We start from the raw sequence: 18464 nt of genomic DNA, 5'->3' as shown, positions 1-18464 counted from the left end.
AAGATATATGACCCAAGAAAAGCGTGTAGGCGCACGTTCTATATCCCAGATCCCACCCGAGGTTCTTGAGCGAATTAACCGAGGGGAGCTCGAAACAGCAAACCTCACAGAGTGGCTAGCAGTAGACCAAGTAGCACTACTACAGCATCAGTTCCACCTCCTAGGACGTGACGAGTATCTTCCTACGCTCTTAGCTCAGATACGTGACCAAAAGAAACCCTCTACCAACAGCACGTGTAGAGTGATAGGTCGTACCCTCGGACAACTCATCCTCCAGCATGATGACGAAGCTCTGCTCCAGCAGTTGGGCTCACATAGGTCTGATATGCTCCGGTGCTGGGCTGCCTATGCTCATCCCTATACTAGCCTAGAGGATGAGCTGAGGTACATATACCCTTTCGCTCAAGACGCACACTTCGGCGTACGGGAGGTTGCTTGGTTTTCCCTTCGTCAGCATATCATAGATGAGCTAGATGAGGCGCTGCAGTCTCTAGCACATTGGGCTATGGATCAGAACGAATATATTCGTCGCTTTGCCTGCGAAGCTACCCGCCCCTGTGGGGTATGGTGTGAGCATATCACTCGGCTCAAGGATACCCCAGAGCTGGGGTTACCTATCCTGACTCCCCTCAGTAGAGACACCTCACGATACGTACAGAATAGTGTGGGGAACTGGCTCAACGATGCCTCCAAGACCCAGCCGAAGTTTGTCAAGACGCTATGCGAGACTTGGCTTAGGGAGCATGACTGCCCTGAGACAAGATACATCACCAAGCGTGCCCTACGTAGCCTAAATAAATAACTCACTCCTATGGCTCATCCATATACGCCTAATATCATCTACGAGGACAACCATCTGCTCTGTGTCGCTAAGCGGCCTGGGGAGATCGTCCAGGGTGATAAGACGGGAGACATACCTATGAGTGAGACGCTGAAGCTATGGCTGAAGGAGAAGTACCAGAAGCCCGGTAACGTCTTCCTCGGTGTGATCCATCGCCTAGATCGTCCTGTCGGGGGGCTGGTGGTCTTCGCCAAGACCAGCAAGGCACTGACGAGGATGAATGACCTCTTTCGTCACGGAGAGGTGCAGAAGAAGTATTGGGCAATCGTCACTGCTGCCCCACCTCAACCTGCCGGGACATTAGAGGACTACCTCATCCGCAACGAGCAACAAAATAAGAGCTATGTCACCCGAGACCCGATGAGGGAGGGTGCCAAGCTCGCACGCCTCTCCTATCGGCTACTTGCCTCGGGAGAGCGTTACCACCTAGTGGAGGTAGAGCTCCATACGGGACGCCACCACCAGATACGCTGTCAGTTGGCGCATCTCGGCTGTCCTATCCGTGGTGATCTGAAGTACGGAGCACCGAGAAGTAATCCCGATGGCAGTATCAGCCTGCTCTCACGAAGCATCGCCTTCACTCATCCGGTGAGCAAGCTACCAGTATCCCTTATTGCCCCACTGCCCAGCGATCGTCTCTGGCAGGAGCTCGCAGCACAGGTCGAGGCATAAATAACTAGCCTCAAGGGTGAGATAAAAAGAGAGCATCGGGTGGACTCGACCCGATGCTCTCTTTATTGTTTAGACTTGTTGGTGGGGGAGGGGCTATTTGCCCTTCTTCATGGTGAAGATTAGAGGTGCGTTGCTAGCCTTGTTGATGGTGATGGTGTTCTTCGTTTCATCTACCTCGGCTGGCTTTTTCAGCAATGCTTCGATTTCTTTAATCTGATCTGCTGGGAAAGCCTCCCCTTGTCCATTCTGATACTTCAGGTCGGTGAGAGTGAGGACAGGCTTCTTGTAGCTATACTTGAGGGTATAGGGCATGGTGCCTACCTTCTTAGCATCTTTCGTAGAGGTCTGGGTGATGATGAACGTCACGGTACCGTCCTTGGCGAAAGTTGCAGCGGCGGAGTATTTCAGTTCCTTAGCTGATGTGGGTAGGGTCTCTGCTGTCCAGCTCGTACCTTCGAGGGTGAAGGTCTTTGGGTCTGGCTTGCCTGGCTTCTTAGGGTCAGGCTTCTGTGGGTTAGGCCTGGGCTTAGGTTCATTCTTGTCTTTCTTGCATGATGCTACTCCGAGGGTTAGCCCTGCAATGAGTAGCATGGGAAGGAATTTCTTCATGTTCTTATTCGTGTTAAATTAGACTTGGTGTGAGTCCTTTCACTCAAAATAACGGCCTCTGGTCCGAGTCTTGTATATGGGGTAGTCAATTTTCTATCGAAAGAAGGGGCGGAGATGCCGAGAGGAAGAGGAAATCAACAGGGTAGAGGGGATGATTATATTTATGGGTAGGGTGGGGCATCCCTCGGTGTAGGGAGGATAAAGCTAATAGGGTTATCGTTGAGGAGGTACCCTCGTAACCTCAAAATAGTTATCCCCGTAACCTCCTCTGAGGTTACGGGGATAACTATTTTGAGGTTACGAGGGAAACCCTAGGGCCTTGCTGAAAGAGCCTTCATGGCGGGGATGGGGAAGGGGGAGAGGTGGTAGATCGGAGAGCGTGCAGGGGCAGGGCAGAGTGTAGTCCTTGTCTTATTGATTATATTTGTAGATAACTAGAGACTGTAAGTAAACAAGAGATACATGGCATTGCAAATAGGAGATAGCGTACCCGACCTTCTGGGGCTTGACCAAGATGGTCGGGAGGTGCGCCTCAGTGATTATCCCGAGCGTCGGGTAGTGCTTTATTTTTATCCCAAGGACAATACGTCAGGTTGCACTGCTGAGGCTTGTAGCCTCAGAGATGGGTATGCTGAGCTCAGGAAGGCAGGCTACGAGATTATCGGCGTTAGCAGAGATTCGGCTAAGAGTCATCAGGGATTTCGGGAGAAGTATCAGTTGCCCTTCCGCCTGATTGCAGATACGGATGTTCGTCTAAACGAACTGTTTGGTACCTGGATCGAGAAGAGTATGTACGGACGGAAGTACATGGGTACGGAGCGTACGACCTTCGTGATTAGTGCCTCGGGGAAGATTGAGCACATCATCCGTGGCAAGGAGGTCAATACCAAGGAGCATGCCCGCCAAATATTGGAGCAATAACACCATATACAATAAGAAGAATGAGCGAAGAAGTAAAGGAAAAGGCCCTCAAGGCTAAGGACAAGGATAAAGCATCAGTCGTAGACGAGGCTAGGCGTAAGTCGCTGAGCATCGCACTGGCAAACATCGAGAAGGTACACGGCAAGGGCTCGGTGCTCAACATGGCAGAGCGCCCTACCATCGATGTGGCTGCCATCCCCACGGGATCGATAGGCCTTGATGCTGCTCTCGGAGTGGGAGGGTATCCACGTGGCCGTATCGTCGAGATCTACGGACCAGAGTCTTCGGGTAAGACGACACTAGCTATCCATGCCATAGCTGAGGTGCAGAAGCAGGATGGTTTCGCCGCCATCATCGACGCCGAGCATGCCTTTGACCCTGTGTATGCAGAGGCGCTAGGGGTAGATATGTCTCACCTCTACATCTCCCAGCCTGACAATGGGGAGCAGGCGCTGGATATAGCGGAGCAACTTATCCGCTCTGGGGCTATGGATCTAGTCATTATCGACTCTGTCGCCGCACTCGTACCGAAGAGTGAGATCGAGGGTGATATGGGAGAGGCCAAGGTCGGTCTTCAGGCACGTCTGATGTCTCAAGCTCTGCGTAAGATCACGGGTGCTATCAGTAAGTCCAACACGACCTGCATCTTCATTAACCAGCTTCGCGAGAAGATCGGGGGGAACTCCTACGGGCCATCTGAGACTACGACTGGGGGAAACGCTCTGAAGTATTACTCGTCTGTCCGACTAGACATACGTCGTATCGGTCAGCTCAAGGACGGGGATGAAGTCTTTGGGAATGCTACGAGGGTTAAGGTGGTGAAGAACAAGGTCGCTCCTCCCTTCCGTATGGCACTTTTCGACATCCTCTACGGGGAAGGTATCTCACGTACAGGCGAAATCATTGATCTGGCTGAGGCTGCAGATATCATCAAGAAGAGCGGCTCCTGGTTTAGCTACGGTGATACGAAACTTGGGCAAGGAAAGGAAAACGCCAAGAAGACCATCGAGGATAACCCTGAGCTGATGGAGGAGCTAACCCAACGTCTCTTCGCCCTGATGAAGGAGGGGCCGATTACCAAGGATAAGAAGCGCAAGAAGCTAGGTAAAGATGAGGATGAAGATGATGAATAGTCCTCTAAATCTTCACTGATATATGGGGAAACTTGTCATCATCTCTGCCCCTTCGGGCACGGGGAAAAGTACCCTCATCAATCGCCTAAGAGCGGAGCATCCCGACCTGCGTCTACGCTTCTCGGTGTCGGCGACAAGTCGCCCCCCTCGTGGGGAGGAGCGTGATGGGGTGGAGTACTACTTCTTCTCTCAAGCAGACTTTGAGGCTAAGATCAAGCAGGGCGAGTTCCTCGAGTACGAAGAAGTGTATAGCGGTAGATACTATGGTACACTACGCTCAGAGGTGGAGCGATGCTTCCAGGCTGGGGATAACGTCATCTTTGATGTGGACTATGTCGGGGCGCAGAATATCAAGCGTGCCTATGGCCCTTCCGCCCTCAGCATCTTCATCAAGCCCCCGAGTATAGAGGAGCTTCGTCGCCGCCTACTCGGACGATCGACCGATAGCCCAGAGGTAATCGAGGAGCGCGTGGCTAAGGCAGCAGAGGAACTCCTCCATGCAGATCGCTTCGATCGTGTCCTCATCAACGATGACCTCGAGACCTGCTATCAGGATTTGTATCAGCTCGTCAGCTCCTTCCTATCTGGTTCGTAGATCTCCCACCACTTAGTCTTTGTGCCTTGCCTAGGGGAGGCTCATTGCTTCCTATGTAAGCTTGAGCCTACCCATTATTAGGTAGAGTGGGGGATTTGGTGTACCTTTGCACTACGAAACAATACCTCCAACCCTAGAGATTAGGGAAGGAGAGACACAAATCTCTTGCTCCTGTCCCTCGTGCAGATCGTTATGCCCTAAGTGTGTAACACGGCACAATCTTCGGGATGCCAAGCAAGCTCTTAAACGGTAGAGGCCTGATCGGATATGTAGCAATACACCGATCAGGCTTCCTTTATTTTATCTTCGTCTCATCGATGGCTTCTTCTACACCTTCTCCCCTCTTTTGCCTTGTTCTTGCCCTCCCTTTTTGTACGCTCATGGCGATGGTGATGTTCCTTACCATACCTCTAGAGTATCCTCTTGCTTAGACTGCTAGTAAATTCACGATACTATTACTATCTTTGCCTTGGTGGTCTCAGCAAAGCAAGCGGAGCTACCCCACAACAAACAAATAACATCACACAAACTATGAACGATTCCGCGATCTTTAACCTCATCGAGGAAGAACGCCAACGTCAGCTCAAGGGCATCGAACTCATCGCCTCTGAGAACTTCGTTAGCGAAGAGGTCATGAAGGCTATGGGTAGCTGTATGACCAACAAGTACGCCGAAGGCTATCCGGGTAAGAGATACTACGGCGGTTGCGAGGTCGTCGATCAGTCCGAGCAACTGGCAATCGACCGTATCAAGCAGCTATTCGGCGCTGAATGGGCTAACGTACAGCCACACTCAGGTGCACAGGCAAACATGGCTGTGCTCCTAGCATGCCTTAATCCAGGTGATACCTTCATGGGGCTAAACCTTGCCCACGGAGGTCACCTCTCCCATGGGTCGCCCGTCAACAGCTCTGGCCTGCTATACCACCCCGTGGAGTACAATGTACGTGAGGACAACGGTCGTGTAGACTACGATCAGATGGAGCAGCGTGCGCTCGAGCACAAGCCCAAGCTCATCATCGCTGGGGGATCAGCATACTCTCGTGAATGGGACTATGCACGTATCCGTGCGATTGCCGATAAAATTGGGGCAATCTTCCTCGTGGATATGGCACACCCTGCTGGGCTTATCGCTGCTGGGCTGCTAGAGAACCCCGTGAAATACGCCCACATCGTTACCTCAACGACACACAAGACACTCCGTGGCCCACGTGGAGGAATCATCCTCATGGGGAAAGACTTCGATAACCCATGGGGGAAGACAACTCCAAAGGGTGAAATCAAGAAGATGTCAGCCCTCCTTGACTCTGCTGTATTCCCAGGGGTGCAGGGTGGTCCACTAGAGCATGTCATCGCAGCAAAGGCTGTAGCTTTCTACGAAGCCCTTCAGCCTTCCTTTAAGGAATATGGGAAGCAGGTCAAGCAGAACGCTCAAGCAATGGCTGAGGCTTTCTTACGCAGGGGCTATGGTGTCGTTTCCGGTGGGACAGACAACCACTGTATGCTCATTGACCTGAGAAGTAAGTTCCCAGAGCTAACAGGGAAGGTAGCAGAGAAGGCACTCGTCTCTGCCGATATCACGGTCAATAAGAATATGGTACCTTTCGATAGTCGCTCTGCCTTCCAGACCTCGGGGATCCGTGTGGGTACACCTGCCATCACTACTCGTGGTGTGAAGGAAGATAAGATGGAGTACATCGTCTCGCTCATCGATCGTGTGCTCTCTGCGCCTGAAGACGAGGCTGTGATAGCAGCTGTGCGTAAGGAGGTCAACGAGCTGATGCTTCAGTACCCTATCTTCGCCTACTAGATCCTAATGGCTATTCCTGAGATTGCCAGTCTTCATCTACTGACCTACTCAGACAATACCTAGTAATAATCTGTCCGAAGCGTCCGATCGCTCAACGTGAGGATGCTTCGGACTTTTTCATATAGATTTATCCCAACGAACAGCATGAGAAAGTCCTTATTTCGTCTGATGTGCCTCATGGGGTTGGCTTGTAGCTCAATGGCATCTGCCCTTGCTTTAACTATACGCCCGACCTCATCCATCTCTATTATTCCCCAGCCTAAGGAGCTAGTAGAGGGGCAGGGAAGTTTTACCCTTACAGCTCGCACCCCACTGCTCGCACAAGGGGATTCAGCCCTTACGATTGCTCGCTTCTTCGCCGATAAGCTCAACGCTTCTACGGGCTTTAATCTGCGGGCAATAGCTAGTAAGGCTCCTCGTCGTGGTGCAATCACCCTACGAATAGACCCTAAGCTCCCTCTGGGTGTAGAAGGCTATACGCTGAGTGCAAGTTCTCAGGGGATCACTGTCACAGGTCGTACGGGGCAAGGATTGTACTATGGGATGCAGACGCTCCTGCAGCTCCTCCCTCCTACGATTGAGTCTTCGACTAAGATATCAGGGGTGACGTGGCGTATCCCTGCGGTGAGCATTAAGGATGAGCCCACCTTTGAATATAGAGGGGCTCTAGTCGATGTATGCCGTCACTTCCTCACTGTAGATGAGGTTAAGAAGCACATTGACCTGCTCTCCATGTTCAAGATCAATCGCATGCACTGGCACCTCACTGAGGATCAAGGTTGGCGTATAGAGATAAAGAAGTACCCACGGCTAACGATCGTAGGCTCGAAGCGTATCGAAGGTGATGGCTCGGTCTATGGTGGCTTCTACACTCAGGAGCAAGTACGAGACATTGTGAAATATGCCTCTGATCGCTTCGTCACTGTTATCCCTGAGATCGAGCTACCGGGTCACGCAATGGGGGCAATAGCTTCCTATCCCGAACTCACATGCTTCCCCCAACGACGTGTGTATGAGGTACGTAACCTGTGGGGGATAGAACAAGATGTTTATTGCCCGGGGAAGGAAACAACCTTCAAGTTCATCCAAGACGTCCTAGACGAAGTCCTTCCGCTCTTCCCCAGCGAATATGTGCACATCGGTGGTGATGAATGCCCCAAGATACGATGGAAAGAATGCCCAGATTGCCAGCGTCGTATCAAGGAAGAGGGACTAAAGAACGAGGAAGAGCTACAGAGCTACACCATTCGCCGTGCGCAGAAGATGCTCGCCAAGCATGGTAAGAAACTCATCGGTTGGGACGAAATCCTAGAGGGTGGACTTGCTCCTTCTGCAACCGTCATGAGCTGGCGAGGTGAAGATGGAGGAATCAAGGCGGCTAACATGGGACATGATGTTATTATGACCCCAGGTAGTGGAGGTCTCTATATTGATCATTATCAAGGAGACTCGAAGATAGAGCCTGTGGCTATTTGCTGTTATGCCTCCCTAGAGAAGGTGTATTCCTATAACCCAATTCCAGCTGCTATCGCTCCAGACAAGCGTCATCATATCAAGGGAGCTCAAGCTAACCTGTGGGCTGAGTATCTCTATACGACGGACATCATGCAGTATCGTGCCTTCCCCCGAGTGATTGCGCTTGCGGAGGCAACTTGGACACCACAGGATCGTAAGGACTACAAGAGCTTTGAGCGTCGTCTGAACGGTGCTTATATCCGTCTGGATCAGCATAAGGTAAATTACCACATCCCGCTACCAGAGCAGCCTCTACCAGGGAGCAAGGCGAGTGCCTCACTGAACTTCGTGGCCTTCACTGACACTACATCGCTTACTCTGCAGACCTCACGCCCCATCACAATTGTCTATACAACCGATGGGAGTGAACCAACGGCAGAGTCTAGTCGCTACACTGCGCCTATCAAGGTGAGCGAAAGTCAGGTCATTAAGGTGGCGTCTGTGCTTCCCTCTGGTCGCCTCAGCCGTGTACGTGCCATTACCTTCGACAAGCAGAGTTATAGCCCAGCTGTTTCACTCTCTAGTCCTACTCCAGGGCTGTGTACGCAGACCTCTATCGGTGACTACTACCGAGCATCAGAGCTCTCTGCTGTGACCAATTGGGTAGAGGGTGTCGCTAAGACTACGCAAGAGTTGCGCCCCGATCGTGTGACAAACCACATGGATGAGATTAAGCGCAAGGCGGTCATTGGTGAAGGCTACATTAAGATCCCCGAAGATGGATGCTACGTCTTCTCTACTAATCTAGATCAGATGTACCTTGATGGCGAGCTCTTCATCGACAATACAGATGAGGTGCCGAAGTTTAGCCGTCATGACAAGAGCCGTGCTCTCAGTGCAGGCTGGCACAAGGTGAAGTTCATCTTCATCGGTGCTGTGCGTGGTGGATTCCCTACCTACTGGGATGATGCCAAGGTCGAATACCGCAATCTCAAGGATGGTAAGTTTACTGAAGTGACCGCAGAGATGCTAGCTCACTAAACGAAAGAGACCAAGCTCGTCCCCTAACAGCAGAGGGGGATAATGGTATCAAATTATTCCAGCATTAGATCAAGGGTGGCCTTAGGGCTTGATAGTTCCTTGATCTAATGCTGGAATAGTTTTTAGCGTATTGTACAATTATCTAGATTAGGTCTATACTGATGCCTTGGCTGTGTAGATCATCCTTGCGGTTGTGGGCCTAGTCCGTAGGGATAGCAGGATGCTCCTCTCTGTAGAGTGGAGAAAGGATGCTTCTGATATATCATTCTCCATGTGCTTAAATTCCCCTACGGATAATGAGCACTTAGGATATACAAGCACCGTATGCTGGGGCACAAACTCCCATGCTTATTTAGAGGGAGCTTACTACCAAGTTTACGCTGAATAAAACAACGAGGGATACAACAAGGGGTGACGAGTTGCCATAAGTCGTTATCCAAGAGTTGTGGTAACTCGTTCCTACGAGTTATGGTAAGTCGTTGAAGAGAGTTATAGTAACTCTTTATAAGGAGTTATGGTAAGTCTTTGTGACCCTTTCACAAGCCCTGTATTATTGATAAATAACAAAGGCGTTATGCTGAGTTGTGACTCAGCGCAACGCCTTTTGTTGTACCAGAGAATGAAACTACAGGGACTGAACGAAGGCAACGAGTTTCTCAGCGTGTGCCTTAGCTTCCTGTGCTACATTGGGTTTTGTCAAGGCAAGCTGTCCGTAGAGAGGGAAGGTCTTGACATACTCCATGCCACAGCAATTAGCAGTGGCAAGTATAGGAGCAGAGAGAACCTGACCTAATTCGCCTGCATAAGTGTCTTCCTCAAAGCCTGTGGTAAAGGAATGAATGAACTTCTTGCCACGAAGCTTATTCCCTTCAGCACCCCCGTAGGCAAATCCATACTGAAGGACCTCATCCATCCATCGCTTGAGGCTGTGAGGGACATTGAACCAGAAGATGGGGTGCTGGAAGATAATGACATCGGCCTCTATGAGTGCCTTCTGCTCGGCTGCAACATCGATTTTGTTTAGGTCGGGGTAGAGTGCATCGATGTTGCGGACTTCGAAGTTTGGTGTAGCCTTAAGCACTTCGAGGATGGCATTACCTGCTTTGCTTGTCTCGGGGTAGGTGTGAGAGTAAATTACGAGAGCTTTCATCAGCTTACAAATATGTTTAGGTTTATCAGTACGAGGCTCTGAGGGGAAGAATGGTTATCTATTCAGATGATTCCTCGCCTAGGAAGAAGAGCGAGAAGTTCACAGAGCCATATACACGACGCTCAGCAAAGTGAGGGAGCGAAGAGAAGTCATACTGCTGTGGATGCTCTACAACAAGTAACCCATCAGGCTTCAGTAGGCCTGAACTGAGGATTAGCTCTGGGAGTACAGCTATTTCACTGAGCTTGTATGGTGGATCAGCGAAGATAAAGTCATAAAGCGATGACTGAGACTTCGCCCCACGAATGAAGCGGAAGACATCAGCTTGTAGTACTTGGAGGTGCTTCTCTTCTCCTAATTCCTTGGCAACAGAGTGAATAAATGTAGCATGCTCCCTTCTCTGCTCTAAGGCTACCACACGAGAGGCACCACGAGAGAGAAGCTCTACGGAAATGCTTCCTGTGCCACTGAAGAGATCGAGAGCCGTGATGCCCTCAAGATCGATGTAGTGCTGGAGTACGTTGAAGAGATTTTCCTTGGCAAAGTCTGTCGTTGGGCGAGCGTTGAAGCTCTTGGGGACATCGAAGCGACGACGCTTATACTTCCCTCCGATGATGCGCATAGGGCTACTGGTGCGTTAGAGTTTGGTATGGCTCGACTTGGACGGAGATGACATGCTCCTCAAGTAGATCATGTAAGCATTCGGCACTGGCTTTAAGTAGTGAGGTAACTTGCTCTGCCCCCTCGCATGGATAACTTACATGGATATGATCCGTGTCGGGTGATAAAGAGAAGTGCCGCCAGAGTGCTACGATATAGTACATTACCTCGCCTGCAATCTCCCTAGCCTCTAGGCTCCGTACAATAGCGTAGGTATTGAAGGCAACGAGCTCTCCCTCACGAAGGAGAAAGCAATCTACGTGCTTCTCTCTCAGCTGGACAAGGAGTTCGTAGCCTCGTGTCCGTCGCGTATAGGCTCTACGAGTCTCTAGTGTAGGAGCAAAATAAGGGCGAGGCTCGAGTAGGAGGAGTGTACGCCTAAGGAAATGATAAGCCTCTTGATCCCATGCAAGGACGAAGCTTTTCGTCTCATCTGGGAGGCGGTAGCTTAGTGCAAGAGTGGATGTAGTTTTTCGTTGTACGCTCTCCGCTTCCTCTGTTTCTCTCTGAGGAGTGAGCCAAAGGGCTTCTTGTCCTGAGACTAGTAATTCTTCGGGGACGAGTGTGGCCTGACTAGGCTCATAGTAAAGGTAGGTCGCTGCGTAGGGCAGACTAAGGAGTTCGTCTTGATAATAGAGCTCCTCAATCATTTTGTATAGTGGAGCTTCAGACGAAGAGTAGGGTAGGAACGTAGAGAAGTTCTCCCCATCCCGTGTGATGGGACAGATACAAAAAGCAAGTCCACCCGACGTAGGTCGGATGGACAGACTATATGAAGCGGCTTCCTCAGCCGTGAGGGTAGGGCGTAGTGCCTGATCAGCCATTACTCCCAGTTCCCATTTGTCTTCACCTCAGAGAGGGAGCCAACACGTAGACCAGCGAAGGCATTGGTCTTTGCATTAGCGGCTTCTACCTTCTCCTTGATGCGGCGTTCGTTGCCTAGAGGAAGGAGGTAGCTGTAGTAAGAAGCGGAAGCTTGGAAAACAGGGACTTCAATCTCTGTATCTCCTACCTCTTGCTTGATGAAGCTAGCTACGACCTGGATGGATGAGTCTGGGTTGTTGGGGATGGTGAAGAGCTTTGCGATGTCCGTGCCATCCTTCAGGAGTGAATCTTTAGCAGACACCCAGATGGTATCACGACGGATGAGTCCTTGGCGAGCTGCATCCTCTTCGCTTAGTCCCTTGTCTCGCATGTCGCTGGTGTAGTCCCCTTCTGCTCGGATGTAGAAGATGCGACCATTGGTAAGGAAAGCGGTGAGCTCTTCCTTGTTTGCATACTTGTTATAGACACTCTTGTAAGCATCTTCGTAGGTAGCGATCTTCTTAAGTTGCTTCTGTAGCACTGCCTCGATCTCTTTTTGCTTCTTGTCGAAGCTAACAGGTGCCAGCACGCTTTGTATCGTGACATAGGCTAGTGCAACCACAGCGAGCGCTACCACGAGGAGAATAACTTTCTTCATTGCTATTATGTAGTATTTTAATTAGTCGTCTTCATTAAGTCCGCCAGCCCTCCCGTGAGACATATATGCCACGAAAACACTAACTTCACAGCAACAAAGATAGAAATTATTATTACATGCCGTACAACGAGCTTACTCGTGTTCTCCTTGAGACTCGGTCAGAGACGCTTACAGAAGATCAAACCTTAGCTATACATACCCTTGTCGACTATCTTGAGGAGCCCTCTCCCTATGCTCTTTTTTTGCTTCGTGGCTATGCGGGGACGGGGAAGACCTATCTCCTTCGTTCCATTACCGAGGCAGCTCTTCGTACAGGGCTTCGGGTAGAGCTGATGGCCTCTACGGGAAGGGCGGCCAAGGTACTGACGGCAACGGTAGGCTATCAAGCTACGACGATCCACCGAACAATCTATCGTGCAACGCGTGCAATGCAAGAGGAGGGAGGGAACTTCCAGCTGGCTACATCGTCCTCTAAATCCCCCACACTCTTTATCGTGGATGAAGCCTCTATGATTACGGGGGAGAGTGGTGAGATGACTCCGTTTGGGTCGGGGAATCTCCTCGATGACCTCCTAGCCTATGTCTGGTCTACTGAGGAGCCAAAACTCATCCTCGTAGGGGATACAGCTCAGCTCCCCCCTGTGGGCTCGCCCCTAAGTGATGCGCTCAATCCCGAAGTCCTCTCCTCTAGCTACGGTATGACCATTTATGAGACTACCCTAAAACAGATTGTACGACAGAGGAAGGGGGGTATCTTGCACAACGCTACGGCTCTACGCGAACTCATCGATGAAACCGATGAGGAGGATAGTGACGAAGAGCTCCCAATACACCTCGAGGTTGAGGACTGGCGAGGTATATTTTGTGTCGAATCAGGTCTACTCATGGAGACCATTGAAGAGGCCTATCGAAAGTACGGCGAGGAGGAATGTCTCCTTATCTGTCCATCTAACAAGCGGGCCCTAGAGCTGAATCAGGCTGTACGAAGCAATATCTTCTACTATGAAGACGTCATTGTACGAGGTGAACGGCTGATTGTCGCTCGAAACAACTACCACTATACCAAGCGCACTGACCACTCAGACTTCATAGCTAATGGAGAACTCATAGAGGTTGTCCGCCTGCATAGTTATTATCATGAGTATGGGCTTGACTTCGTTGATGCCACGATTTACCTGCCTGATCGAGATGATGAGCTTGAGGTGTGTCTTCTCCTTAGTTCGCTCACAGAGCCTGAGACACAGCGTAGCGGAGAGAAGCGGCAGGAGCTCTTCAATGCTATTGCTGAGAGCTATGCAGACATTACCTCTGTCCAAGAGCGTCGCAAGGCCATCCGCCGAGACCGGTTTTGGGGGGCACTGGAGGTGAAGTATGGCTATGCCACAACGGCGCATAAGGCACAAGGCGGACAATGGTCATGTGTCTTCATTGACCTCGGGCTGATAGGTTATCTACCATTGGATCGTAATATGGCCCGCTGGCTTTACACGTCTCTTACCCGAGCGACTAAACGGGTCTACCTCCTTAACTACCCAGATACCCTCATTGATTAGATTGGATACTTACCTTCTCTAGTTTTAATATCCCTTTTTATGCTCTAGAAAGAACCTATCTAAAGGGATTTGCGAAGGGCATTAATGAGTTACCATAAGTCGCTATGACGAGTTGTGGTAACTCGTTACGACGACTTACTATAACTCTTCGAAGCGACTTACCACAACTCGTTGCAACGAGTTACTATAACTAGTTGATGCCACTTGTTTTCGTCGTTGTAAATAGCTTGTTTTAAGGGTGTTGCGTTTGGTTGTGCGAGCCTCGTTATTTGCTCACGCATGGGAGGGTAGAGCCTTGGAATCTTTGGATGGGGGTACCTCTAGGATGAAGGAATAGGCAAAGCGAACAAGCCAAATCAGCGTTTGGAGTGAAAGGATTTTCTTTGTACCTTTGCCGAGCAAATCACAAAAAGGAGTGTTTGTAAAGCCAATCTCAGGGCCTATAGCTCAGCTGGTTTAGAGCACCTGCCTTACAAGCAGGGGGTCATAGGTTCGAATCCTATTGGGCCCACAATCATTCACTTATTTAGAGACGTCAGTTACCATCGTGTGACTGACGTCTTTTCTTTTTCGGGAAGTGGCACCATATGGCCAGAGAAGTTAATCGCTTCTCTCCTCCCTTTATCCCCTTTTCTTTTTGTACCTTTGTGCCTCAAAGTAACATAGATAAGACACCTAAAACAATAATGGCAAAGGAACTCAAGGAGCTTACACCTCGCAGTGTGGACTACTCGCAGTGGTATCAAGACCTAGTGATTAAGGCTGATCTAGCCGAGAGCTCAGCGGTGCGTGGCTGTATGGTCATCAAGCCCTATGGCTATGCTATATGGGAGAAGATGCAGCGTCAGCTGGATGATATGTTTAAGGAGACGGGACACTCTAACGCTTACTTCCCGCTCTTTATCCCTAAGAGCTTCCTAAGCCGTGAAGCCGACCACGTCGAGGGCTTCGCCAAGGAGTGCGCTGTCGTGACCCACTACCGCCTGAAGACCAGCCCCGATGGGGGTGTCGTCGTCGATCCCGAGGCTCGACTAGAGGAGGAGCTCATCGTGCGTCCTACCTCGGAGACCATCATCTGGAATACCTACAAGGGCTGGATCCAGTCCTGGCGTGACCTCCCTATCCTATGTAATCAGTGGGCGAACGTCGTACGCTGGGAGATGCGTACCCGTCTCTTCCTACGCACAGCAGAGTTCCTCTGGCAGGAGGGGCATACGGCACATGCTACCCAGGCCGAGGCTGAGGAGGAAGCGATGCGTATGGTGAATGTCTATGCGGACTTCGCTCGCAACTATATGGCGGTACCCGTGCACGTCGGGGTAAAGAGCGCCAACGAACGCTTCGCCGGAGCCGTAGAGACCTATACCATCGAGGCCCTGATGCAGGATGGCAAGGCACTACAGAGTGGGACGTCACACTTCCTCGGGCAGAACTTCGCCAAGGCCTTTGATGTCACCTTCACCAACAAGGAGGGACAGCAGGAACTCGTCTGGGCTACCTCCTGGGGGGTATCTACCCGCCTCATGGGTGCGCTCATCATGAGCCACTCGGATGACAACGGTCTAGTCCTACCTCCTAAGCTCGCTCCCTATCAGGTCGTCATTATCCCCATCTACAAGAGCCTAGAGCAGCGTGATGAGATCACCCGCTATATCCAGCCTCTGCTCAGTGAGCTCAAGAGCCGTGGTATCAGCGTGCGCTACGACGATGCCGATAATAAGAAGCCCGGCTGGAAGTTCTCCGAATATGAACTCAAGGGGGTACCCGTACGTCTCGCCCTCGGTGGACGTGACATGGAGCAGGGTACGATCGAGGTCGCCCGCCGTGATACCCTCACCAAGGAGACCCTTCCCTACGAAGGGATTGCAGACCATGTCGCTCAGCTCCTAGAGGACATCCAAGCCAATATCTACCAGAAGGCGCTCGACTATAGAGAGCAGCATACGATCACGGTAGACAGCTACGAGGAGTTCAAGGAGAAGATCGAGGAGGGTGGCTTCATCCTCGCCCATTGGGATGGTACGCCCGAGACGGAGGAGAAGATCAAGGCAGAGACCAAGGCCACCATCCGCTGTATCCCTCTCCTCGGCGACAAGACCCCAGGCAAGTGTATGGTCACTGGACGTCCCTCTGCCCAGCGTGTCCTCTTCGCCCGTGCTTACTAATCACCTCCCTAGACCTATTTAGATCACTATGGCAAGTATCAGAGACGGCGAGAACGAACTCTCCATCCTCGGGCGCAAGACCGAGTACCGACAGGACTATGCCCCCGAGGTGCTCGAGGCCTTCACCAACAAGCATCAGGGCAATGACTACTGGGTGCGCTTCCACTGCCCTGAGTTCACCAGCCTCTGCCCCATCACCGGACAGCCCGACTATGCGACCATACACATCAGCTACATCCCCGATGTGAAGATGGTCGAGAGCAAGAGCCTCAAGCTCTACCTCTTCAGCTTCCGCAATCACGGTGCCTTCCACGAGGACTGTGTGAATATCATCATGAAGGACCTCATCGAGCTGATGAACCCTCGCTACATCGAGGTCCTTGGGGACTTCACCCCACGAGGAGGCATCAGCATCCTTCCCTTCTGCAACTATGGTCGCCCCGGCACTAAGTACGAGGAGCTCGCAAGCCAACGCCTAGCCTCCTACCCCGTACGATGAAGAAGGCACTGGCCATCATCAACCCTATCTCGGGCACAGGCTCCAAGAAGAGCCTGCCCGAGCTCCTCGGACGTGCCTACTCCGACCTCCCCTATGAGCTCTTCCTCACCTACACCAAGGAGGCTGGACATGGCTACGAGCTCGCTCGTCGAGCAGCTAGCGAGGGCTATGATCACGTCATAGCCGTAGGTGGTGATGGTACAGTGAACGAGGTCGCACGTGCGTTGCGCTGTACTCAGACAGCACTAGCTATTATACCGAAGGGCTCAGGCAATGGACTTGCTCGTGCTGTGGGTATGCCCGTGTCTACCGAGAAGGCGATCAAGGCTCTTGCCACGGGGCGTCGTATCTCGATCGACAGTTGTGAGGTGAATGATATCCCCTTCTTCTGTACCTGTGGGATGGGGTTTGATGCAGCGGTAAGCAAGCACTTTGCAGAGGCTGGTACGCGAGGCCCTATGACCTATCTGAAGACGATGATCGAGCAGTACCGAGTCTTTCAGCCTAATACCTACCACGTATCCTTTGGAGAGTCAGATTTGGAGCCCTTTGATACGGAGGCTTTCGTCATCGTTGTGGCTAATGCCTCGCAGTATGGGAATAATGCCTACATTGCTCCTGAGGCCGACCTCTCCGATGGCTTATTGGATCTTGCGCTTATCCGCCCATTCGGTACGCTGGATGCCCCCCTTGTACTTGGAGACTTGATGCGTAAGCGTCTTGGTGGAAATAAATACTACGAGACGCTGCAAGCCACGGAGATAATTATTGAGCGAGGACATTCAGGTCCTGTGCACATTGATGGTGAGCCTTTGGATCTTGGCACCAAGGTGCATGTCCGTCTTCTGCCCAAGTCTCTGCAGGTTATTGTCCCAGCCTAATCGCTCTTCGCTTCATACGTTTATGGCTAAGAAGCTACCCTCCTTACGCTCCGTCTCCACCACAAATAAGCGGACACATAGCCTAAACATCTTGCTCAACGATCGTGAGTATAAGGCGATCCTTGATCACTGCGAAGGGCAACACATCCATAATCGCTCCAGTTGGATACGCTCGGTAATCATGGCCGAGGTGCTACGTGAGAATGAGCGCAATAGCCCCATGCTCTTTGAGGAAGACGAGATGCGCTAAGAGGCAATACCCATTGTAGATAAGTAAAAACACGCTCTATACCAAAGTAGGAATACTCTCCATAAAGGTCATGCCATCACACTGCTGGGGGAGCTAGCCCAAATCCAAGGAGCATGCATGCCTATCCCTACTGATGCTTAAAGCCAAGCCAATTTAATAACTAATCCCCATCCTTTGGTCCCTATGAGTGGAGTTTTCACACGAGATGATGAGTACTTCATGCGAGCTGCTTTGGCGGAGGCCCGTGTAGCCTTCGATGAAGGAGAGATACCTATCGGAGCGGTGATTGTATGCGAAGGTCGTATCATCGCCCGAGCGCATAACGAGGTAGAGCGACTACTTGATCCGACAGCACATGCTGAAGTCCTAGCCATCACATCTGCCACACAGTCCCTCGGAGGGAAGTTTCTCTCTAGTGGCTGTACGCTCTATGTCACGGTAGAGCCCTGTACGATGTGTGCTGGGGCTCTCTTTTGGTCTCGTGTTGGGCGGATCGTCTATGGAGCGAAGGAGGAGAAGTTTGGCTACTCATGTCATGCTCCTTCACTCTTCCCTAAAGCCATCCGTGTAGAGGGTGGACTACTCGAGGTAGAGGCTCGTGAGCTGATGCAGAGCTTTTTTGCATCCCGACGGTAAGAGGGGCATGGCTCAAAGGTGAAATACACTTTAAGGGCAGAGTCTCTGGAGCAGAGGATAAATATGTGTATTAGGCTTATGGATATCTTCTGTAAGGAGAAGCTAAGAGAGGCATTACCCAAGGTAATGCCT

At 51.2% G+C, this 18464-nt stretch carries 18 protein-coding genes and 1 tRNA gene; 14 read left to right on the top strand and 5 right to left on the bottom strand.

Annotated elements, in window-relative coordinates:
* Positions 1-7 precede the first annotated feature (7 nt).
* Together HMPREF0636_RS04945 and HMPREF0636_RS04940 are read left to right on the top strand one after the other, a co-directional pair.
* A complete protein-coding gene (locus tag HMPREF0636_RS04945) occupies positions 8-802 on the top strand; it encodes a DNA alkylation repair protein (RefSeq protein WP_044168908.1) in 795 nt (264 codons plus the stop codon).
* Between the two features lie 9 nt (positions 803-811).
* Positions 812-1513, top strand: coding sequence for an RluA family pseudouridine synthase (locus HMPREF0636_RS04940; protein ID WP_044168907.1), 702 nt, complete (start codon positions 812-814; stop codon positions 1511-1513).
* A gap of 93 nt (positions 1514-1606) precedes the next feature.
* Here HMPREF0636_RS04940 and HMPREF0636_RS04935 read toward each other — a convergent pair whose 3' ends face one another.
* Complete coding sequence (locus HMPREF0636_RS04935; protein ID WP_155807293.1) at positions 1607-2122, bottom strand: hypothetical protein; 516 nt, start codon at positions 2120-2122, stop codon at positions 1607-1609.
* Between the two features lie 462 nt (positions 2123-2584).
* On the opposite strand from HMPREF0636_RS04935, the gene HMPREF0636_RS04930 reads away from it, so the two are divergent.
* From HMPREF0636_RS04930 to HMPREF0636_RS04910, 5 genes are all read left to right on the top strand, one after another.
* On the top strand, positions 2585-3043 hold the full coding sequence (locus tag HMPREF0636_RS04930) for a peroxiredoxin (protein WP_005469016.1): 459 nt from the start codon (positions 2585-2587) through the stop codon (positions 3041-3043).
* A 20-nt stretch (positions 3044-3063) separates the two neighbouring features.
* The gene (recA, locus tag HMPREF0636_RS04925; protein ID WP_044168904.1) at positions 3064-4176 is read left to right on the top strand and encodes a recombinase RecA; all 1113 of its coding nucleotides are present in this window, start codon (positions 3064-3066) and stop codon (positions 4174-4176) included.
* Positions 4177-4198: 22 nt separating this feature from the next.
* Positions 4199-4771 (top strand): guanylate kinase, encoded by a 573-nt coding sequence (gene gmk, locus HMPREF0636_RS04920; protein ID WP_044168903.1) that lies wholly within the window; start codon positions 4199-4201, stop codon positions 4769-4771.
* Between the two features lie 531 nt (positions 4772-5302).
* Complete coding sequence (gene glyA / locus HMPREF0636_RS04915) at positions 5303-6580, top strand: serine hydroxymethyltransferase (protein WP_044168901.1); 1278 nt, start codon at positions 5303-5305, stop codon at positions 6578-6580.
* 144 nt (positions 6581-6724) lie between these two features.
* A complete protein-coding gene (locus HMPREF0636_RS04910; protein ID WP_052328757.1) occupies positions 6725-9076 on the top strand; it encodes a family 20 glycosylhydrolase in 2352 nt (783 codons plus the stop codon).
* A 625-nt stretch (positions 9077-9701) separates the two neighbouring features.
* Here HMPREF0636_RS04910 and HMPREF0636_RS04905 read toward each other — a convergent pair.
* From HMPREF0636_RS04905 to HMPREF0636_RS04890, 4 genes are read right to left on the bottom strand one after another with little or no spacing between them, the layout of a single operon-like run.
* The gene (locus HMPREF0636_RS04905; protein WP_044168899.1) at positions 9702-10226 is read right to left on the bottom strand and encodes an NAD(P)H-dependent oxidoreductase; all 525 of its coding nucleotides are present in this window, start codon (positions 10224-10226) and stop codon (positions 9702-9704) included.
* Between the two features lie 58 nt (positions 10227-10284).
* Complete coding sequence (rsmD, locus tag HMPREF0636_RS04900; protein WP_044168897.1) at positions 10285-10848, bottom strand: 16S rRNA (guanine(966)-N(2))-methyltransferase RsmD; 564 nt, start codon at positions 10846-10848, stop codon at positions 10285-10287.
* Positions 10849-10852: 4 nt separating this feature from the next.
* Positions 10853-11710, bottom strand: coding sequence for a DUF3822 family protein (locus tag HMPREF0636_RS04895; RefSeq protein ID WP_044168896.1), 858 nt, complete (start codon positions 11708-11710; stop codon positions 10853-10855).
* Positions 11710-12348 carry a hypothetical protein gene (locus tag HMPREF0636_RS04890; protein ID WP_052328756.1) on the bottom strand — a complete coding sequence of 213 codons (639 nt, stop codon included), beginning with the start codon at positions 12346-12348 and terminating at the stop codon, positions 11710-11712. The genes HMPREF0636_RS04895 and HMPREF0636_RS04890 overlap by 1 nt, the downstream gene beginning before the upstream one ends.
* Positions 12349-12464: 116 nt before the next feature.
* On the opposite strand from HMPREF0636_RS04890, the gene HMPREF0636_RS04885 reads away from it, so the two are divergent.
* The 7 genes from HMPREF0636_RS04885 (at position 12465) to HMPREF0636_RS04855 (ending at position 18332) form a co-directional block, all read left to right on the top strand.
* Positions 12465-13901: an ATP-dependent DNA helicase gene (locus tag HMPREF0636_RS04885; protein WP_044168894.1), complete on the top strand. Its 1437-nt coding sequence runs from the start codon at positions 12465-12467 to the stop codon at positions 13899-13901.
* A 436-nt stretch (positions 13902-14337) separates the two neighbouring features.
* Positions 14338-14412 (top strand) — tRNA-Val (locus HMPREF0636_RS04880).
* A gap of 175 nt (positions 14413-14587) precedes the next feature.
* Positions 14588-16066 carry a proline--tRNA ligase gene (gene proS, locus HMPREF0636_RS04875; protein ID WP_044168893.1) on the top strand — a complete coding sequence of 493 codons (1479 nt, stop codon included), beginning with the start codon at positions 14588-14590 and terminating at the stop codon, positions 16064-16066.
* Between the two features lie 28 nt (positions 16067-16094).
* On the top strand, positions 16095-16565 hold the full coding sequence (gene queF / locus HMPREF0636_RS04870) for a preQ(1) synthase (RefSeq protein ID WP_044168892.1): 471 nt from the start codon (positions 16095-16097) through the stop codon (positions 16563-16565).
* The gene (locus tag HMPREF0636_RS04865) at positions 16562-17446 is read left to right on the top strand and encodes a diacylglycerol/lipid kinase family protein (RefSeq protein ID WP_044168890.1); all 885 of its coding nucleotides are present in this window, start codon (positions 16562-16564) and stop codon (positions 17444-17446) included. Before queF ends, HMPREF0636_RS04865 begins: the two co-directional genes overlap by 4 nt.
* A 22-nt stretch (positions 17447-17468) precedes the next feature.
* Positions 17469-17696: a hypothetical protein gene (locus tag HMPREF0636_RS04860; protein WP_005468994.1), complete on the top strand. Its 228-nt coding sequence runs from the start codon at positions 17469-17471 to the stop codon at positions 17694-17696.
* 183 nt (positions 17697-17879) lie between these two features.
* The gene (locus HMPREF0636_RS04855; protein WP_044168889.1) at positions 17880-18332 is read left to right on the top strand and encodes a nucleoside deaminase; all 453 of its coding nucleotides are present in this window, start codon (positions 17880-17882) and stop codon (positions 18330-18332) included.
* Positions 18333-18464 lie beyond the last annotated feature (132 nt).

The sequence above is a fragment of the Porphyromonas catoniae ATCC 51270 genome (assembly GCF_000565015.1).
GTDB classification, from domain to species: domain Bacteria; phylum Bacteroidota; class Bacteroidia; order Bacteroidales; family Porphyromonadaceae; genus Porphyromonas; species Porphyromonas catoniae.
This window is presented reverse-complemented; position numbering and strand designations above follow the sequence as displayed.

Coding starts and splice junctions, on each gene's coding strand:
- HMPREF0636_RS04885 (WP_044168894.1), top strand. CDS start 12,465: ATGCCGTACAACGAGCTTACTCGTGTTCTCCTTGAGACTCGGTCAGAG.
- HMPREF0636_RS04865 (WP_044168890.1), top strand. CDS start 16,562: ATGAAGAAGGCACTGGCCATCATCAACCCTATCTCGGGCACAGGCTCC.
- HMPREF0636_RS04855 (WP_044168889.1), top strand. CDS start 17,880: ATGAGTGGAGTTTTCACACGAGATGATGAGTACTTCATGCGAGCTGCT.
- glyA (WP_044168901.1), top strand. CDS start 5,303: ATGAACGATTCCGCGATCTTTAACCTCATCGAGGAAGAACGCCAACGT.
- HMPREF0636_RS04935 (WP_155807293.1), bottom strand. CDS start 2,122: ATGAAGAAATTCCTTCCCATGCTACTCATTGCAGGGCTAACCCTCGGA.
- queF (WP_044168892.1), top strand. CDS start 16,095: ATGGCAAGTATCAGAGACGGCGAGAACGAACTCTCCATCCTCGGGCGC.
- HMPREF0636_RS04930 (WP_005469016.1), top strand. CDS start 2,585: ATGGCATTGCAAATAGGAGATAGCGTACCCGACCTTCTGGGGCTTGAC.
- recA (WP_044168904.1), top strand. CDS start 3,064: ATGAGCGAAGAAGTAAAGGAAAAGGCCCTCAAGGCTAAGGACAAGGAT.
- gmk (WP_044168903.1), top strand. CDS start 4,199: ATGGGGAAACTTGTCATCATCTCTGCCCCTTCGGGCACGGGGAAAAGT.
- proS (WP_044168893.1), top strand. CDS start 14,588: ATGGCAAAGGAACTCAAGGAGCTTACACCTCGCAGTGTGGACTACTCG.
- HMPREF0636_RS04910 (WP_052328757.1), top strand. CDS start 6,725: ATGAGAAAGTCCTTATTTCGTCTGATGTGCCTCATGGGGTTGGCTTGT.
- HMPREF0636_RS04945 (WP_044168908.1), top strand. CDS start 8: ATGACCCAAGAAAAGCGTGTAGGCGCACGTTCTATATCCCAGATCCCA.
- HMPREF0636_RS04905 (WP_044168899.1), bottom strand. CDS start 10,226: ATGAAAGCTCTCGTAATTTACTCTCACACCTACCCCGAGACAAGCAAA.
- HMPREF0636_RS04940 (WP_044168907.1), top strand. CDS start 812: ATGGCTCATCCATATACGCCTAATATCATCTACGAGGACAACCATCTG.
- HMPREF0636_RS04860 (WP_005468994.1), top strand. CDS start 17,469: ATGGCTAAGAAGCTACCCTCCTTACGCTCCGTCTCCACCACAAATAAG.
- HMPREF0636_RS04895 (WP_044168896.1), bottom strand. CDS start 11,710: ATGGCTGATCAGGCACTACGCCCTACCCTCACGGCTGAGGAAGCCGCT.
- HMPREF0636_RS04890 (WP_052328756.1), bottom strand. CDS start 12,348: ATGAAGAAAGTTATTCTCCTCGTGGTAGCGCTCGCTGTGGTTGCACTA.
- rsmD (WP_044168897.1), bottom strand. CDS start 10,848: ATGCGCATCATCGGAGGGAAGTATAAGCGTCGTCGCTTCGATGTCCCC.